At 72.0% G+C, this 12669-nt stretch carries 12 protein-coding genes; 3 read left to right on the top strand and 9 right to left on the bottom strand.

Going from position 1 to position 12669, the window contains the following annotated elements:
• Window positions 1–39 precede the first annotated feature (39 nt).
• Complete coding sequence (locus ACH4S9_RS31160) at window positions 40–834, top strand: nucleotidyltransferase family protein (RefSeq protein ID WP_311724503.1); 795 nt, start codon at window positions 40–42, stop codon at window positions 832–834.
• Between the two features lie 144 nt (window positions 835–978).
• On the opposite strand, the gene ACH4S9_RS31165 is transcribed toward ACH4S9_RS31160, so the two are convergent.
• From ACH4S9_RS31165 to ACH4S9_RS31195, 7 genes are all read right to left on the bottom strand, one after another.
• Window positions 979–2628: a DoxX family membrane protein gene (locus ACH4S9_RS31165; protein ID WP_398374820.1), complete on the bottom strand. Its 1650-nt coding sequence runs from the start codon at window positions 2626–2628 to the stop codon at window positions 979–981.
• A gap of 102 nt (window positions 2629–2730) precedes the next feature.
• A complete protein-coding gene (gene rlmB / locus ACH4S9_RS31170) occupies window positions 2731–3684 on the bottom strand; it encodes a 23S rRNA (guanosine(2251)-2'-O)-methyltransferase RlmB (RefSeq protein WP_398374822.1) in 954 nt (317 codons plus the stop codon).
• 172 nt (window positions 3685–3856) lie between these two features.
• Complete coding sequence (gene cysS / locus ACH4S9_RS31175; RefSeq protein WP_311724506.1) at window positions 3857–5257, bottom strand: cysteine--tRNA ligase; 1401 nt, start codon at window positions 5255–5257, stop codon at window positions 3857–3859.
• An 89-nt stretch (window positions 5258–5346) separates the two neighbouring features.
• Entirely contained in the window at window positions 5347–5751 is a 405-nt protein-coding gene (locus ACH4S9_RS31180) for a PPOX class F420-dependent oxidoreductase (RefSeq protein ID WP_311724507.1), read from the bottom strand.
• Window positions 5752–5888: 137 nt separating this feature from the next.
• Window positions 5889–6392 (bottom strand): 2-C-methyl-D-erythritol 2,4-cyclodiphosphate synthase, encoded by a 504-nt coding sequence (gene ispF / locus ACH4S9_RS31185; protein ID WP_311724508.1) that lies wholly within the window; start codon window positions 6390–6392, stop codon window positions 5889–5891.
• Window positions 6382–7173 carry a 2-C-methyl-D-erythritol 4-phosphate cytidylyltransferase gene (ispD, locus tag ACH4S9_RS31190; RefSeq protein ID WP_311724509.1) on the bottom strand — a complete coding sequence of 264 codons (792 nt, stop codon included), beginning with the start codon at window positions 7171–7173 and terminating at the stop codon, window positions 6382–6384. The genes ispF and ispD overlap by 11 nt, the downstream gene beginning before the upstream one ends.
• A gap of 276 nt (window positions 7174–7449) precedes the next feature.
• Window positions 7450–7932: a CarD family transcriptional regulator gene (locus ACH4S9_RS31195; RefSeq protein WP_003953493.1), complete on the bottom strand. Its 483-nt coding sequence runs from the start codon at window positions 7930–7932 to the stop codon at window positions 7450–7452.
• 688 nt (window positions 7933–8620) lie between these two features.
• On the opposite strand from ACH4S9_RS31195, the gene ACH4S9_RS31200 reads away from it, so the two are divergent.
• Window positions 8621–9334: a DUF461 domain-containing protein gene (locus ACH4S9_RS31200; protein ID WP_398374825.1), complete on the top strand. Its 714-nt coding sequence runs from the start codon at window positions 8621–8623 to the stop codon at window positions 9332–9334.
• Between the two features lie 253 nt (window positions 9335–9587).
• On the opposite strand, the gene ACH4S9_RS31205 is transcribed toward ACH4S9_RS31200, so the two are convergent.
• Together ACH4S9_RS31205 and ACH4S9_RS31210 are read right to left on the bottom strand one after the other, a co-directional pair.
• The gene (locus tag ACH4S9_RS31205) at window positions 9588–10268 is read right to left on the bottom strand and encodes a response regulator transcription factor (RefSeq protein ID WP_009716928.1); all 681 of its coding nucleotides are present in this window, start codon (window positions 10266–10268) and stop codon (window positions 9588–9590) included.
• Complete coding sequence (locus tag ACH4S9_RS31210) at window positions 10265–11554, bottom strand: ATP-binding protein (RefSeq protein WP_311724511.1); 1290 nt, start codon at window positions 11552–11554, stop codon at window positions 10265–10267. The genes ACH4S9_RS31205 and ACH4S9_RS31210 overlap by 4 nt, the downstream gene beginning before the upstream one ends.
• Window positions 11555–11768: 214 nt before the next feature.
• Between ACH4S9_RS31210 and phoU the strand changes: the two genes are divergently transcribed.
• A complete protein-coding gene (gene phoU / locus ACH4S9_RS31215) occupies window positions 11769–12446 on the top strand; it encodes a phosphate signaling complex protein PhoU (protein WP_311724512.1) in 678 nt (225 codons plus the stop codon).
• The last annotated feature ends 223 nt before the right edge of the window (window positions 12447–12669 follow it).

Consider the following 12669-nt stretch of genomic DNA (forward strand, 5'->3'; position numbering starts at 1 on the left):
ACCCTTATGTCCTCGGCGGTCCCGCATATCGTGCGGCCCATGACAGATGACGCCCGCACCGCCGCGCGGCACCCGCTGCCGGCCCGCCCCACGCAAGCCGTCGTCCTGGCCGGAGGCCAGGGCTCACGGCTGCGCCCCTACACCGACGACCGCCCCAAGCCGATGGTCGAGATCCCCGGCACCGGCACCCCGATCATCGGCCACCAGCTCGCCTGGCTGGCCGCCGAGGGCGTCACCGACGCCGTGGTCTCCTGCGGTCACCTCGCGGCGGTGCTCCAGGACTGGCTGGAGTCGGCGGACCTGCCGCTGCGGGTGACCACGGTCGTCGAGAAGGAGCCGCTCGGCCGCGGCGGCGGTCTGAAGTTCGCCGCGGCGTCGCTCCCGCACCCCGACCGGTCCTGGTACGCCACCAACGGCGACATCTGGACCCGCTTCTCGCTCCGCGAGATGGCCGACTTCCACCGCGAGCGGGACGCGGTCGCCACGCTCGCCCTGGCCCGCCCGCGCATCCCCTGGGGCGCGGTGGAGACCGACGAGTTCGGCCACGTCCTCGACTTCATCGAGGCGCCGCCGTCGCCATACCTCATCAACGCCGGCGTCTACGTCTTCTCCGCCGCCTTCACGGAGCTGCTCCCCGACCGGGGGGACCACGAGCGCACCACCTTCCCCCGGCTCGCCCGCGAGCGCCGCCTGGCCGGGTTCCCGCTGCCCCACGGCGCGTACTGGCGCGCCATCGACACCGCCAAGGACCTGACCGAGGCGGCGAAGGAGCTGGCCGCCGGGTCCCCGCCGCACGGCTCGCTGGGCCAGGCCTCCGCCGCGCAGCAGGCGTGAGCGCAGCCCCTGGGGCGGCCGCCCCAGGGGCGTGCTGAGCCACCAAGCCCCGACAGCAGCCGACCCGGCCCAGGCATTGCCTGAGCCGGGTCGGCGTCTGTGTAGGTATCGGTGTCGGTGTCGGTGTCGGCGTCGCTGTGCGCGTCAGCCGAGGAGGCCGCCGAGTGCGCCGCTGCTGCCCTCCGTGGCGCCCTCGGTGTAGCCGTAGGCGTCGCCGGACGTGCCGCCGCTGCCCGTGACCGTCTCGGGCCAGGTCTCGCCCTCGCCGATCCCCAGGCCGCCCCGGCCCGCCCGGCCGCCCGCCGAAGACGGCCCTTCCGGGGTCTCCGGCGCGACGGGCCGCCCCGGCCGCCGCGGGGCGGTCCGCGCGCCGCCCGGGGAGTGGCTGGGGCGGGCGGAGCCGACGGCCGGGGCCGACGCGCTGGGCGCCCCCGTCGACGCGGCGGCCGACGGGGGCGTCGGGCTGGTCACGGGCGCGCGCGGGGACGGCGCCCCGCCCCCGCCGAGGGGCCCGCGGGTGGCGCCGGTGGGGCTCTGGTCGGCCCGCCGCGGCAGCGGCGAGCCGGGCAGGTTGTTGGTCGGGATGTCGCTCGGCTCCGGGCCGCGCACCGTCTCCGACGCCCGTACGGCGCCGCCGAGCATCGAACCGAGGAGCAGCGTCAGCCCGGCCACGATCAGCGCCATGAAGGTGCCCCGGCGCAGCACCCGCCGCCGCAGCTCCCACACCCCCACCCGCGGCCCGAGCCGCCGCCACGCCTCGCCCGCGAGCCGGGCGTCAGCCGAGTACACCGGGGCGCCCGCGATGATCAGCGGGCTCCAGGCGGCGAGGTAGATGATGTCCGGCGCGTCGTACACCGGCACGGTCCGCCAGCTCACGGTGAGGATCAGCGCGGCCGACAGCGTCGCGCCGAAGAAGGCCGCCAGCCGCTGCCACAGCCCGAGGACCGTGAGCACCCCCACCACGACCTGGAGAAAGGCCACCGTCAGGCCCGCGCCCACCGGGTGCCCGAGCGCGAGGTCGCGCAGCGGCTCCGCGATCGGCCAGGGGTGCAGCGACCGCAGCCAGGTGACCATGGAGCCGCGCTCGCCGCCGTCGAAGTAGACCGGGTCGGAGAGCTTGCCCATGCCGGCGTAGACGGAGATGAGGCCGAGGAAGATGCGCAGCGGGAGCAGCACGACGCCCAGGTTCATCCGGCGGCCGGGGTAGTAGGCCTGGTGCCGCGCGGAGTCGGAGTGGCGGCGCGGGCGCGGCACATCCGCGCTGCGGGCGGCCCGCCCCTGCGGCGCGCGCGGCTCCCGCGGTGCCCCGTGCCGCGCCCCGGCCCCGGCCCCGGCCCGGTCGGCCGGCGGCAGGGCCTCGTCACGCGGGCTGCGGCGCGGGCCGACGACCGTGGGCGGGCCGTCGTCGAAGGTGAGGCGCGGCAGCACCTGAGTGGCGGCCGCTTCCTCGACGCCGTCCCCGCCGACGGCGCCCGTCTCCGCGGGTCCCTCCCCCGCGTACCGCACGGCCTGGAGCAGCCGGGTGGCCGCCACGTCGCCGCCGGGCCGGGTGCGGCCGCTCCAGACCACGGGCGGGCGGCGCCTGGCGGCGGCCGGGACGCGGGCGAGCCGCGTGGTGTCCGACAGCGCGCTGCTCACCACCGGGGTGGCGAGCTGTACCCGGAAGCTCGCGGGATTGACGGTGACCTGCGCCGGATCGCTCGGCACCTTGGCCATGGCCAGCTGTGGCTCGTCGTCAAAACCCGGTGCGCGTCCCCCCGTGGGCGTGCGGGGTGTTCTGGTCTCCACGCTCATCTAACCGAGTGACGCGCGGATAAGACACTGCCGTGACCGCCCCGGGGTGTCCGAGGCCCGTCAAGTCATGATCACACAAGCCCTGCCGGACACCCGGTCGGCTCACATCCGGTGCCGGACCGCCTCGTACAGCACGACGCCCGTCGCGACGCCCGCGTTGAGCGACTCGGCGCCGCCGGGCATCGGAATGCGCACCAGTACGTCGCAGGTCTCGGCGACCAGCCGGGACAGCCCCTTGCCCTCGCTGCCGGCCACGATCACCACCGGGCCCTCCAGCACCTCGGCGTCCTGCACCTCGGTGTCGCCGTCCGCGTCCAGGCCGACCACCATCAGGCCCGCCTTCTTGTACGCCTCCAGCGCCCGCGTGAGGTTGGTCGCCCGCGCCACCGGCGTACGCGCCGCGGTGCCCGCCGAGGTCTTCCACGCCCCCGCCGTCATCCCGGCCGCGCGCCGCTCCGGCACCACCACACCGTGGCCGCCGAACGCCGACACCGACCGCACCACCGCGCCCAGATTGCGCGGGTCGGTCACCCCGTCGAGGGCGACGATCAGCGGGTCCTGGCCCTCGTCGGCCGCGGCCGCGACCAGGTCCTCGGGGTGCGCGTACTCGTACGGCGGCACCTGGAGCACCAGCCCCTGGTGGTTGAGGCCGTTCGTCATCCGGTCCAGCTCGGGGCGCGGGGCCTCCATGAGGTGTATGCCGCCGCGGTCGGCCGCCAGCTTCAGCGCCTCGCGCACACGGTCGTCGCTGTCGATGAACTGCTGGACGTACAGCATGATGGCCGGCACGCCCTCGCGCAGCGCCTCGACAACCGGGTTACGGCCCACCACCAGCTCATTCGTGCCCTTGCCGCCGCCGCGCCGGGGGGCCGGACGGCGGGCCGCCTGCTTGGCGCGCGCATGGGCGACGCGCTGCTTGGCGTGGCCCTTGCGCATCTCGGCGGGCGGGGTGGGGCCCTTGCCCTCCAGGGCCCGGCGCCGCTTGCCGCCGCTGCCGACCGTCGCGCCCTTCTTGTTGGCGGTGCGGCGGTTCCTGCGCTGGCTGTTGCCGGCCATGGGGTTCACCTGTTTCTCATCCGTGGCCGCCCGCCGGCCGCCCGGCCCTGGGGGCCTCACGGCTTCGCGCGGCTGTGCCGCCGGGCCTGGTCCGGCGGCTGCCTGCTTGTGTCATGTCGTGGTGGGTGTGCCGGTCGGCACACCGCGTCGGTCAGGGCGGGGCGGGCCCGGGTCAGCGCGAGCCGAGCTCCCAGCGCGGCCCGCTCGGGGTGTCCTCGATGACCAGCCCCGACTGCTGGAGCTGATCGCGGATGGCGTCCGCCGTCCCGTAGTCCTTACGGGTCCGCGCGGCCTGCCGCTGCTCCAGGACCAGCCGTACGAGCGAGTCGACCACGCCGTGCAGATCCTCACCCCGGTCCGGGCCGCCCGCCCAGTGCTCGTCGAGTGGGTCGAGGCCCAGCACGCCGAGCATGGCACGCACCTCGGCCAGCCGCGCGACCGCCGACTCCTTGTCGTCGGCGGTCAGGGCGGAGTTCCCCTGGCGGACGGTGGTGTGGACGACCGCGAGCGCCTGCGGGACGCCGAAGTCGTCGTCCAGCGCCTCCGCGAACGCGGGCGGCACCTCGGGCGCGGGCGGGACGACCTTCCCCGCCTTCTCGGTGACCCGCTGCACAAAGCCCTCGATGCGCGCGAACGCGGACTCGGCCTCGCGCAGCGACTCCTCGCTGTACTCGATCATGGAGCGGTAGTGCGGGGTGCCGAGGTAGTAGCGCAGCACGATGGGGCGCCAGTGCTTGACCATCTCGGAGACCAGCACCGAATTGCCGAGCGACTTGCTCATCTTCTCGCCGCTCATGGTCACCCAGGCGTTGTGCACCCAGTACGCGGCGAAGTCGTCGCCGAACGCCTTGGCCTGCGCGATCTCGTTCTCGTGGTGCGGGAAGATCAGGTCGACGCCGCCGCCGTGGATGTCGAAGGCCGAGCCCAGGTACTTGTGGGCCATCGCCGAGCACTCCAGGTGCCAGCCGGGCCGGCCGCGCCCCCACGGGGTCTCCCAGCTCGGCTCGCCGGGCTTGGCCGCCTTCCACATGGCGAAGTCGCGCGGGTCGCGCTTGCCGTACTCACCCTCGCCGGAGGGCTGGCGCAGCCCGTCCAGCTCCTGGTTGGACAGCTGGAGATAGCCGGGGTACGAGCGCACGTCGAAGTAGACGCTGCCCTCGGCGGCATAGGCGTGGCCCCGCTCGATCAGGCCCCGCATCATCTCGATCATCTCCGGCACATGACCGGTGGCCCGGGGCTCGTAGGTCACGGGCAGGCAGCCGAGGACGTCGTACGCGGAGTTGAAGGCGCGCTCGTTCTCGTAGCCGATCGCCCACCACGGGCGGTTCTGCTCGGCCGACTTGGCGATGATCTTGTCGTCGATGTCGGTGACATTGCGGATGAACGTCACGTCATAGCCGCGGTAGGTGAACCAGCGGCGCATGATGTCGAAGTTGAGGCCCGACCTGATGTGCCCGATATGCGGGGCGGCCTGCACGGTCGCGCCACACAGGTAGATCGAGACACAGCCCGGCGTGAGCGGGGTGAAGTCACGAATCTGCCGGGCGCTGGTGTCGTACAGGCGAATAGTCACGCATCAAGGGTAGACGGAAGGGGGCAGTGCCCCGCGACCTTATGGCCGCAGGGACACAGAAGCGTGACACTTGGGACGCTCCGGCCGGCTCAGACCCTTCCGACGATCTTGCGCGGGGTGATCCGTACGGCGATGCGCTGGGCGTCCTCCGCGGCCGCCGGATTGAACTCGGCGTACCTCTTCCCGGTGTACTTGAGCGACAGCTCGTCGATCAGGGCGTCGGCGCCCTCGGTGCTGTAGGCGGCGCTGCCGCGGATCTCCGCGTACGTGTACGGCTCCTCGGAGGGCTGCACCACGACCGACACCCGTGGCTCCCGGGCGATGTTCTTCTGCTTCTGCCGCCCCATGGTGGTCGAGATCAGCAGCTCGTCGCCGTCCCGCATCACCCAGACCGGTGAGAGCTGCGGGCTGCCGTCGGGCTGGATGGTCCCGACGGTCACGAAGACGGGGGTGTCGAGGAGACGCTTGAGCTCGTCGGAGAGTGCGGCTGACACGGCGGTTCCTTCCCTCGCGCGATACGTACACGAGATGCGTACGGTGTGTCGGATACCCGATGGGCGCCCGACACACCGTCAAATCCCCGCGAGAGGACCGTTCGGCGGAGCGACTTTCCCCCGCTCACCGCAGGCGGCTAGGCCGCTCGCACCACGAGGGCCGTGGCGATCGCCGCGAGGCCCTCGGCGCGGCCGGTGAGGCCCAGTCCGTCGGTGGTGGTGCCCGAGATGGCCACGGGGGCGCCGACCGCCGCCGAGAGCGCCTTCGTCGCCTCGTCCCGCCGCTTGCCGATCTTCGGGCGCACGCCGATCACCTGGATCGCCACGTTCCCGATCTCGAAGCCCGCGCTCCGGACGATCCGGGCGGCCTCCGCCAGCAGCGTGACCCCTGAGGCCCCGGCCCACTCGGGGCGGTCGGTGCCGAAGTGGGCCCCCAGGTCGCCGACCCCGGCGGCGGAGAACAGCGCGTCGCAGGCGGCGTGCGCGGCGACATCGCCGTCGGAGTGCCCGGCCAGGCCATATCCTCCGTACTCATCGCCTTCCCACAGCAGACCCGCGCACCACAGCTCGCGGCCCTTCTCGAAGGCGTGCACATCCGTGCCGATGCCCACGAGCGGCAGCCCGGTCAGGTCAGAAGCCATCGGTGGCCCTCCTCCGGGCGAGCACGGCCTCGGCCAGCACCAGATCCAGCGGCCGGGTCACCTTGAACGCCTCCTCGTGGCCGGGCACCACCACGACCTCGGCCCCGAGCCGCTCCACCATCCCGGCGTCGTCCGTCGCACCGTCGCCCTCCAGGACGATCTTCTCGTGCGCGGCGACCAGCGTGGCCCGGTCGAAGCCCTGGGGGGTCTGTACGGCGCGCAGCCGGGCGCGCTCCGGGGTGCCGACCACCGGCTCGGGCTCGCCCGCCCGGTCACCGGTGCGCGGCTCGACCTGCTTGACGGTGTCGGCGAGCGGCAGCGCCGGCACGACGGCGGGCGCCCCCTCCCGTACGGCGGCGACGACCGCGTCCACGGTGTCCACGGGGACCAGCGGGCGCGCCGCGTCATGGACGAGGACGATCGCGACGTCCTCGGGGACGGCGGCCAGGCCGCGCCGGACCGACTCCTGACGGGTCTCGCCGCCGGGCACCACCACCACGTCGGTGTTCCCGGTGAGCGGGTAGGCGTCGAGCAGCCGGCGGACCTCATCGGCCCCGTCGGGCGGGGCGACCACGACCACGAGCGTGACGGAACGGGACCGGGCCATCGCCCGTACGGCATGGACCAGCATCGGCGTGCCGCTGAGCGGGCGCAGCGCCTTCGGCGCGCCGGGCCCGAGCCGCACCCCGCGGCCCGCCGCCGGGATGACGGCGGCGGTACGGGTGGGGCGGGCGGGGCTCTCGGCGCCCCCGGGATTCGCGGACTGCCCTGATGCGGACATTGAGTTGGCGTTCAGGTTTGCTTCCTCAACCGAAGTGGGTATGGCCACAGCGTGCCGGGCGCGATGCCCCGACCAGCCCCTTCCGTGACGACTGGTCGAGCCAGCTGCCCGGGCCCGGCACACCAGCACCGTCGGCGCGGAGCCGGCGGCAGTGGGACCAGCAGCCGGATCACTGGCGGCAAGCACCGGCATGCGCACATGCCGCAGCGCCCGGCGACACGACAGACGCTAGGTCACGCTAGGTCTGAGTCACTCGGGCACCGCGGCATCTATGTGTCAGGACGCGAGGACCTCGTCGAGCAGGGCCTCGGCCTTGTCTTCGTTGGTGTTCTCCGCGAGGGCGAGCTCACTCACCAGGATCTGGCGTGCCTTGGCAAGCATGCGCTTCTCACCGGCGGAAAGTCCGCGCTCCCGCTCTCGACGCCACAGGTCGCGCACCACTTCGGCAACCTTGATAACGTCGCCGGAGGCGAGCTTCTCGAGATTTGCCTTGTAGCGACGGGACCAGTTCGTCGGCTCTTCGGCGTACGGCGCGCGCAGCACCTCGAAGACCCGGTCCAGCCCGTCCTGGCCGACCACATCACGCACACCGACGAACTCCGCATTGTCCGCCGGCACACGAACCGTCAGGTCACCCTGAGCGACCTTGAGCACCAAGTAGGTCTTGTCCACGCCTTTGATCTGGCGAGTTTCGATGGCCTCGATCAGCGCGGCCCCGTGATGGGGATAGACCACGGTGTCGCCAACCTTGAACGTCATGTGACAGGTACCCCTTCCGTGGCTATCCAGGGTAACACGGGAACGCCTTCTTCTGAATGGCGTTTTCGCAGGTCAGGGCATATCTCGGGGCTTGACAACAGCAGGCGGAACGTGCTGGGCGGGGCCCGTGGAAGCGGGTATTCGCAGGTGGGAGCGGCTGCGCGGGCACGGCGAAACCCGTACGTTACACCCCCCGACAGCCCCCCAAGAGTGACCTTACGTCCCGTTATGCCGGAGTCCGGTCGAAGGACTTCCGCTACTCCGTTCGGGCCCGGAGCGACTGTTCCCATCCCGTTTCCCGAATTGATCACGCCAGAGTGGATCAAGGATGGATCAAGGGTGGATCAACAGTGTTGATCAATTCTCGGACGTCCACACATTCCTTACCGATAATCGCCTCTACCGACACCGGGCCGATATTCGTCACGCACGTCGGAGACGGGAGTCAGAAGCGGGACACGCGCGCTCAGAAGTGAACCCGGCGGGTCGAAGACAGACCGAAGACGGGCCGAAGTCAGACCGAAGACGGGCCGTGGACGAGCCGAAGATCGGATCACCGGACGGCGCCACAGCGGCGGGGCGTGGCACCGGGTGGGTCGGGTGCGGCCCCGGGCAGGGGGATCGGTAACCTAAGCCCGCTGATCCAGTTTTTACACAGCCCTACCTAGCCCTAGGAGATGCCGCCGCCGTGAGCAGCAGCCTTCGACGCGGCGTCCTCGCCGCCGCCCTCGTGGTCCCGGTCGCCTCGATCTCCGCCTGCGCAGCCGGCAACGACGCGCAGACGCTGGAGGTCAAGCCGGACAACGCCGCGACGTCCGTCGGCGATATCAAGATCCAGAACGCCAGCATCGTGACCCAGCCGGAGCGCGAGGCGAAGGGCCCGGCCGTCGTCACGGCCAAGATCTTCAACAACGGCGGCTCCGACCAGACCATCAAGGCCATCACCCTCCCCGGGACCAGCTCCACGGTGAAGGTGTCCCCGGCCAAGGGCACGGGCCCGGTCGTCGTCCCGGCCGGCGGCGCGGTACTCCTGGGCGGCAAGGGCAACCCCTCCGCGGTCATCGCGAACGGGCGCGAGGCCGCCAGGGACGGCGACGCGCAGCGGGTCGTCTTCGACCTCAGCAAGACGGGCGACGTGCCGATCACCGCGTTCGTGGTTCCGGCACAGCACTACTTCGAGGGCTGGGGCCCCTCGCAGCTGCCGACCGCGCCCCCCACGAACACGACGCCGACGACCCCGGCCGGCAAGCAGAGCAGCAAGCCGGGCAGCACGCCGTCCGGCACCGGGACGGGAACCGACAAGCCGTCCGGTGAGGCCACGAACAAGCCGTCCGGCGAGGCGGGCGAGAGCAACGCGCCGTCCAACGGCATCGCCTCGGGCGAGCCGGCGCCCAACCAGTAGGCCACCGACGTACAGACGCCGCTGGGGCCCTGGAAGCGACTTCCAGGGCCCAGCAGCGTGTGGCTTACGGCTTACTTACGGTTTACGGCTCGAACGTGTAGCCCAGACCGCGGACCGTCACCAGGTACCGGGGCGCGCCCGGGTCCGGCTCGAACCCCCTCCCCCGTGCGCCCCTCGCACCGATCGGCCCCAGGGGGCCTCACGGGCTTCGGGACGCTGCGCCGGACTCCGCCCGGCCATCGCGGGCCCGGGTTTACGGCTCGAACTTGTAGCCCAGACCGCGGACCGTCACCAGGTACCGGGGCGCGCCCGGGTCCGGCTCGATCTTCGCGCGCAGCCGCTTCACGTGGACGTCCAGCGTCTTCGTGTCGCCCACGTAGTCCGCGCCCCACACGCGGTCGATCAGCTGCATCCGGGTCAGCACCCGGCCCGCGTTGCGCAGCAACATCTCCAGCAGGTCGAACTCCTTCAGCGGGAGATCCACCTTGCCGCCGCCGACCGTCACCACGTGGCGGTCCACGTCCATCCGTACCGGCCCCGCCTCCAGCGCGGCCGGGGTGACCTCCTCCGGCTCCCCGCGGCGGCGCAGCACGGCCCTGATGCGGGCCACCAGCTCGCGCGAGGAGAAGGGCTTGGTCACATAGTCATCGGCCCCTATCTCCAGGCCGACGACCTTGTCGATCTCGCTGTCCTTGGCGGTCACCATGATCACCGGGACGTTGGAGCGGCCGCGCAGCTGGCGGCACACCTCCGTGCCGGGGAGGCCCGGCAGCATCAGGTCGAGCAGCACCAGATCGGCGCCGTTGCGCTCGAACTCGTCAAGCCCCTCGGGTCCCGTTGCCGCGATGGCGACCTCGAATCCCTCCTTGCGAAGCATGTACGACAGCGCGTCGCTGAACGATTCCTCGTCCTCGACGACCAGAACTCGGGTCACGGAAGGACCTCCGGGGCAGAAAGGTGATCACAGGAATTGGTCTCGTACGGCCGGTCCTGGTCCTCTCCATCGAGGTCAGCGTTGGTCTCGTACGGCTCTCGCGACGAGCGGTCGCGGGATCGGTCGCGGTCGCGTACCGAGCCGGCTTCCGGCAGCCGCAGGGTGAAGGTGGAGCCCTGTCCCTCGGCGCTCCACACAGTGACCTCCCCGCCATGCGAGGCGGCCACATGCTTGACGATGGCGAGCCCGAGGCCGGTCCCGCCAGTCTGCCGCGAGCGTGCCGGGTCGACCCGGTAGAAGCGCTCGAAGATCCGCTCGCGGTCCTTCTCCGAGATGCCGATGCCCTGGTCGGTGACGGCGACCTCGATCAGATCGCCACCGGTGGCGGGGAGCCGGCGGGCGGCGATGCCGACACGGGTGCGGGCCGGGCTGTAGTTCACCGCGTTCTCGACGAGATTGCCGAGCGCGGCGGCCAGCTGGCCGCGGTTGCCCCACACATGCAGATCGGCGGTGCCGCCGGTGGCCATGGTGATCTGCTTGGTGCCCGCCTGGTGGCGGCACCGGTCGATGGCCTCGGTGACCAGCTCGTCCACGCGGACCGGCTCCGCGTCCTCCAGCGGGTCGTCGTTCTGTACCCGGGAGAGGTCGATGAGCTCCTGGACCAGGCTGGTCAGCCGGGTCGCCTCGATCTGCATCCGCCCGGCGAAGCGGGTGACCGCCTCGGGGTCGTCGGACGCGTCCATCACCGCTTCGGACAGCAGGGACAGCGCGCCGACCGGAGTCTTGAGCTCATGGCTGACGTTGGCGACGAAGTCGCGCCGCACGGCCTCGATCCGGCGGGCCTCGGTGAGGTCCTCGACCAGCAGGAGCACCAGCCGGGAGCCCAGCGGGGCGACTCTGGCCGACACGGCGAGGGCCTCGCCGCGGCCCGTGCCGCGCCGGGGCAGGTCCAGCTCGATCTGCCGTATCTCCCCGTCCCGCCGGGTGTCGCGAGCCATCTGGAGCATCGGCTCCACGGCCAGCTTCCCGCCGCGGACCAGCCCGAGCGCGTACGCCGCGGAGCTGGCCTTGACCACGGAGTCCGCCTCGTCGAGGACGACTGCCGAGGAGCGGAGTACGGAGAGCACGGTGTCCACGCCGGGCGGCAGCACGGCATCGGTGTGCAGCGAGGAGCGCGTAGGCTTCGCCTGTTCGCGTTCGCTCCAGCGGAACGCCAGCATGGCGATGACGCCGGTGCACAGCCCGGCGAGCGCCGCCAGTGCGGCGATCGCCGCGTTCACGTTCATGCATCCAGGTTATGCGCGGCGCGAGACAGCTCCACAGTCCCAGACGGGCACCCTCAGGGAGACGTTTCCCAGAGTTCACCGGGGAGTCAGTGGCGGTTCACTCCGGATGCCGGAGCCCGACGCGTTTTGGCCGGAACGTGGAAGCCTGGGGGGGCGGCGAGTCCGCGAGTCCACCGAGATCCACTAGCGAGACAACAGCGAGAGAAGGTCAGTGATGCGGGACGCGTACCACGAGGAGCTCGACTCGATCGGGGATGGCCTGGTCGATATGGCCCGGCTGGTGGGCTCTGCGATCGGACGGGCGACGACGGCGATACTCGACGCGGACCTCAAGCTCGCCGAGAGCGTCATCGCCGCAGATGAGAAGGTCGACGACCTTCAGCGCGACCTGGAGGCGCGGGCCATCACCCTGCTGGCCCGGCAGCAGCCGGTCGCCACGGATCTGCGGATCGTGGTGACCAGCCTGAGGATGAGCGCCGACCTGGAGCGGTCCGGCGACCTGGCGCAGCACGTCGCCAAGCTGGCCCGGCTCCGCTTCCCGGACTCGGCCGTTCCGCGTGACCTGAACGCGACCATCCTGGAGATGGGCCAGCTGGCGCAGCGGCTGATGGCCAAGGCCGCCGAGGTGATCATCACCAAGGACGTCGACCTCGCGCTCCAGCTGGAGGAGGACGACGACGCGATGGACCTGCTGCACCGCACCCTCTTCCAGCACCTGATGGACGACCGCTGGAAGCACGGCATAGAGACGGCCGTCGACGTGACGCTGCTGGGCCGCTACTACGAGCGGTTCGCCGACCACGCGGTCTCGGTCGCCAAGCGTGTGGTGTACCTGGTCACCGGCGAGCACGCCGACGAGATCGCGCAGGCGGAGGCGCCCGAGGGCGCGTGACCGCCGGCCCGGTTCGGTTCGGTTCGGGGCGTGAGGGCGGCGCTGTGCGCCCTCACGCGCCGGGCGCGCGCCCACCGCGCGGCGAGCCCCGTGCATCCGCGCGCCGTCCATGCGCCGCTACGGGCAGGGGCCGGGGGACCGGCACCATGGGCAGGAGGTGCACCCTCCCGAGACCTCCCTGGAGGCGACTCATGGCCGACTTCCCCACTCCCACCCCCGCCGA

This window comes from Streptomyces sp. NPDC021225 (assembly GCF_044332865.1).
GTDB lineage: Bacteria > Actinomycetota > Actinomycetes > Streptomycetales > Streptomycetaceae > Streptomyces.

Coding starts and splice junctions, on each gene's coding strand:
- ACH4S9_RS31160 (WP_311724503.1), top strand. CDS start 40: ATGACAGATGACGCCCGCACCGCCGCGCGGCACCCGCTGCCGGCCCGC.
- ACH4S9_RS31165 (WP_398374820.1), bottom strand. CDS start 2,628: ATGAGCGTGGAGACCAGAACACCCCGCACGCCCACGGGGGGACGCGCA.
- rlmB (WP_398374822.1), bottom strand. CDS start 3,684: ATGGCCGGCAACAGCCAGCGCAGGAACCGCCGCACCGCCAACAAGAAG.
- ispF (WP_311724508.1), bottom strand. CDS start 6,392: ATGGCTTCTGACCTGACCGGGCTGCCGCTCGTGGGCATCGGCACGGAT.
- ispD (WP_311724509.1), bottom strand. CDS start 7,173: ATGTCCGCATCAGGGCAGTCCGCGAATCCCGGGGGCGCCGAGAGCCCC.
- ACH4S9_RS31195 (WP_003953493.1), bottom strand. CDS start 7,932: ATGACGTTCAAGGTTGGCGACACCGTGGTCTATCCCCATCACGGGGCC.
- ACH4S9_RS31210 (WP_311724511.1), bottom strand. CDS start 11,554: ATGAACGTGAACGCGGCGATCGCCGCACTGGCGGCGCTCGCCGGGCTG.
- phoU (WP_311724512.1), top strand. CDS start 11,769: ATGCGGGACGCGTACCACGAGGAGCTCGACTCGATCGGGGATGGCCTG.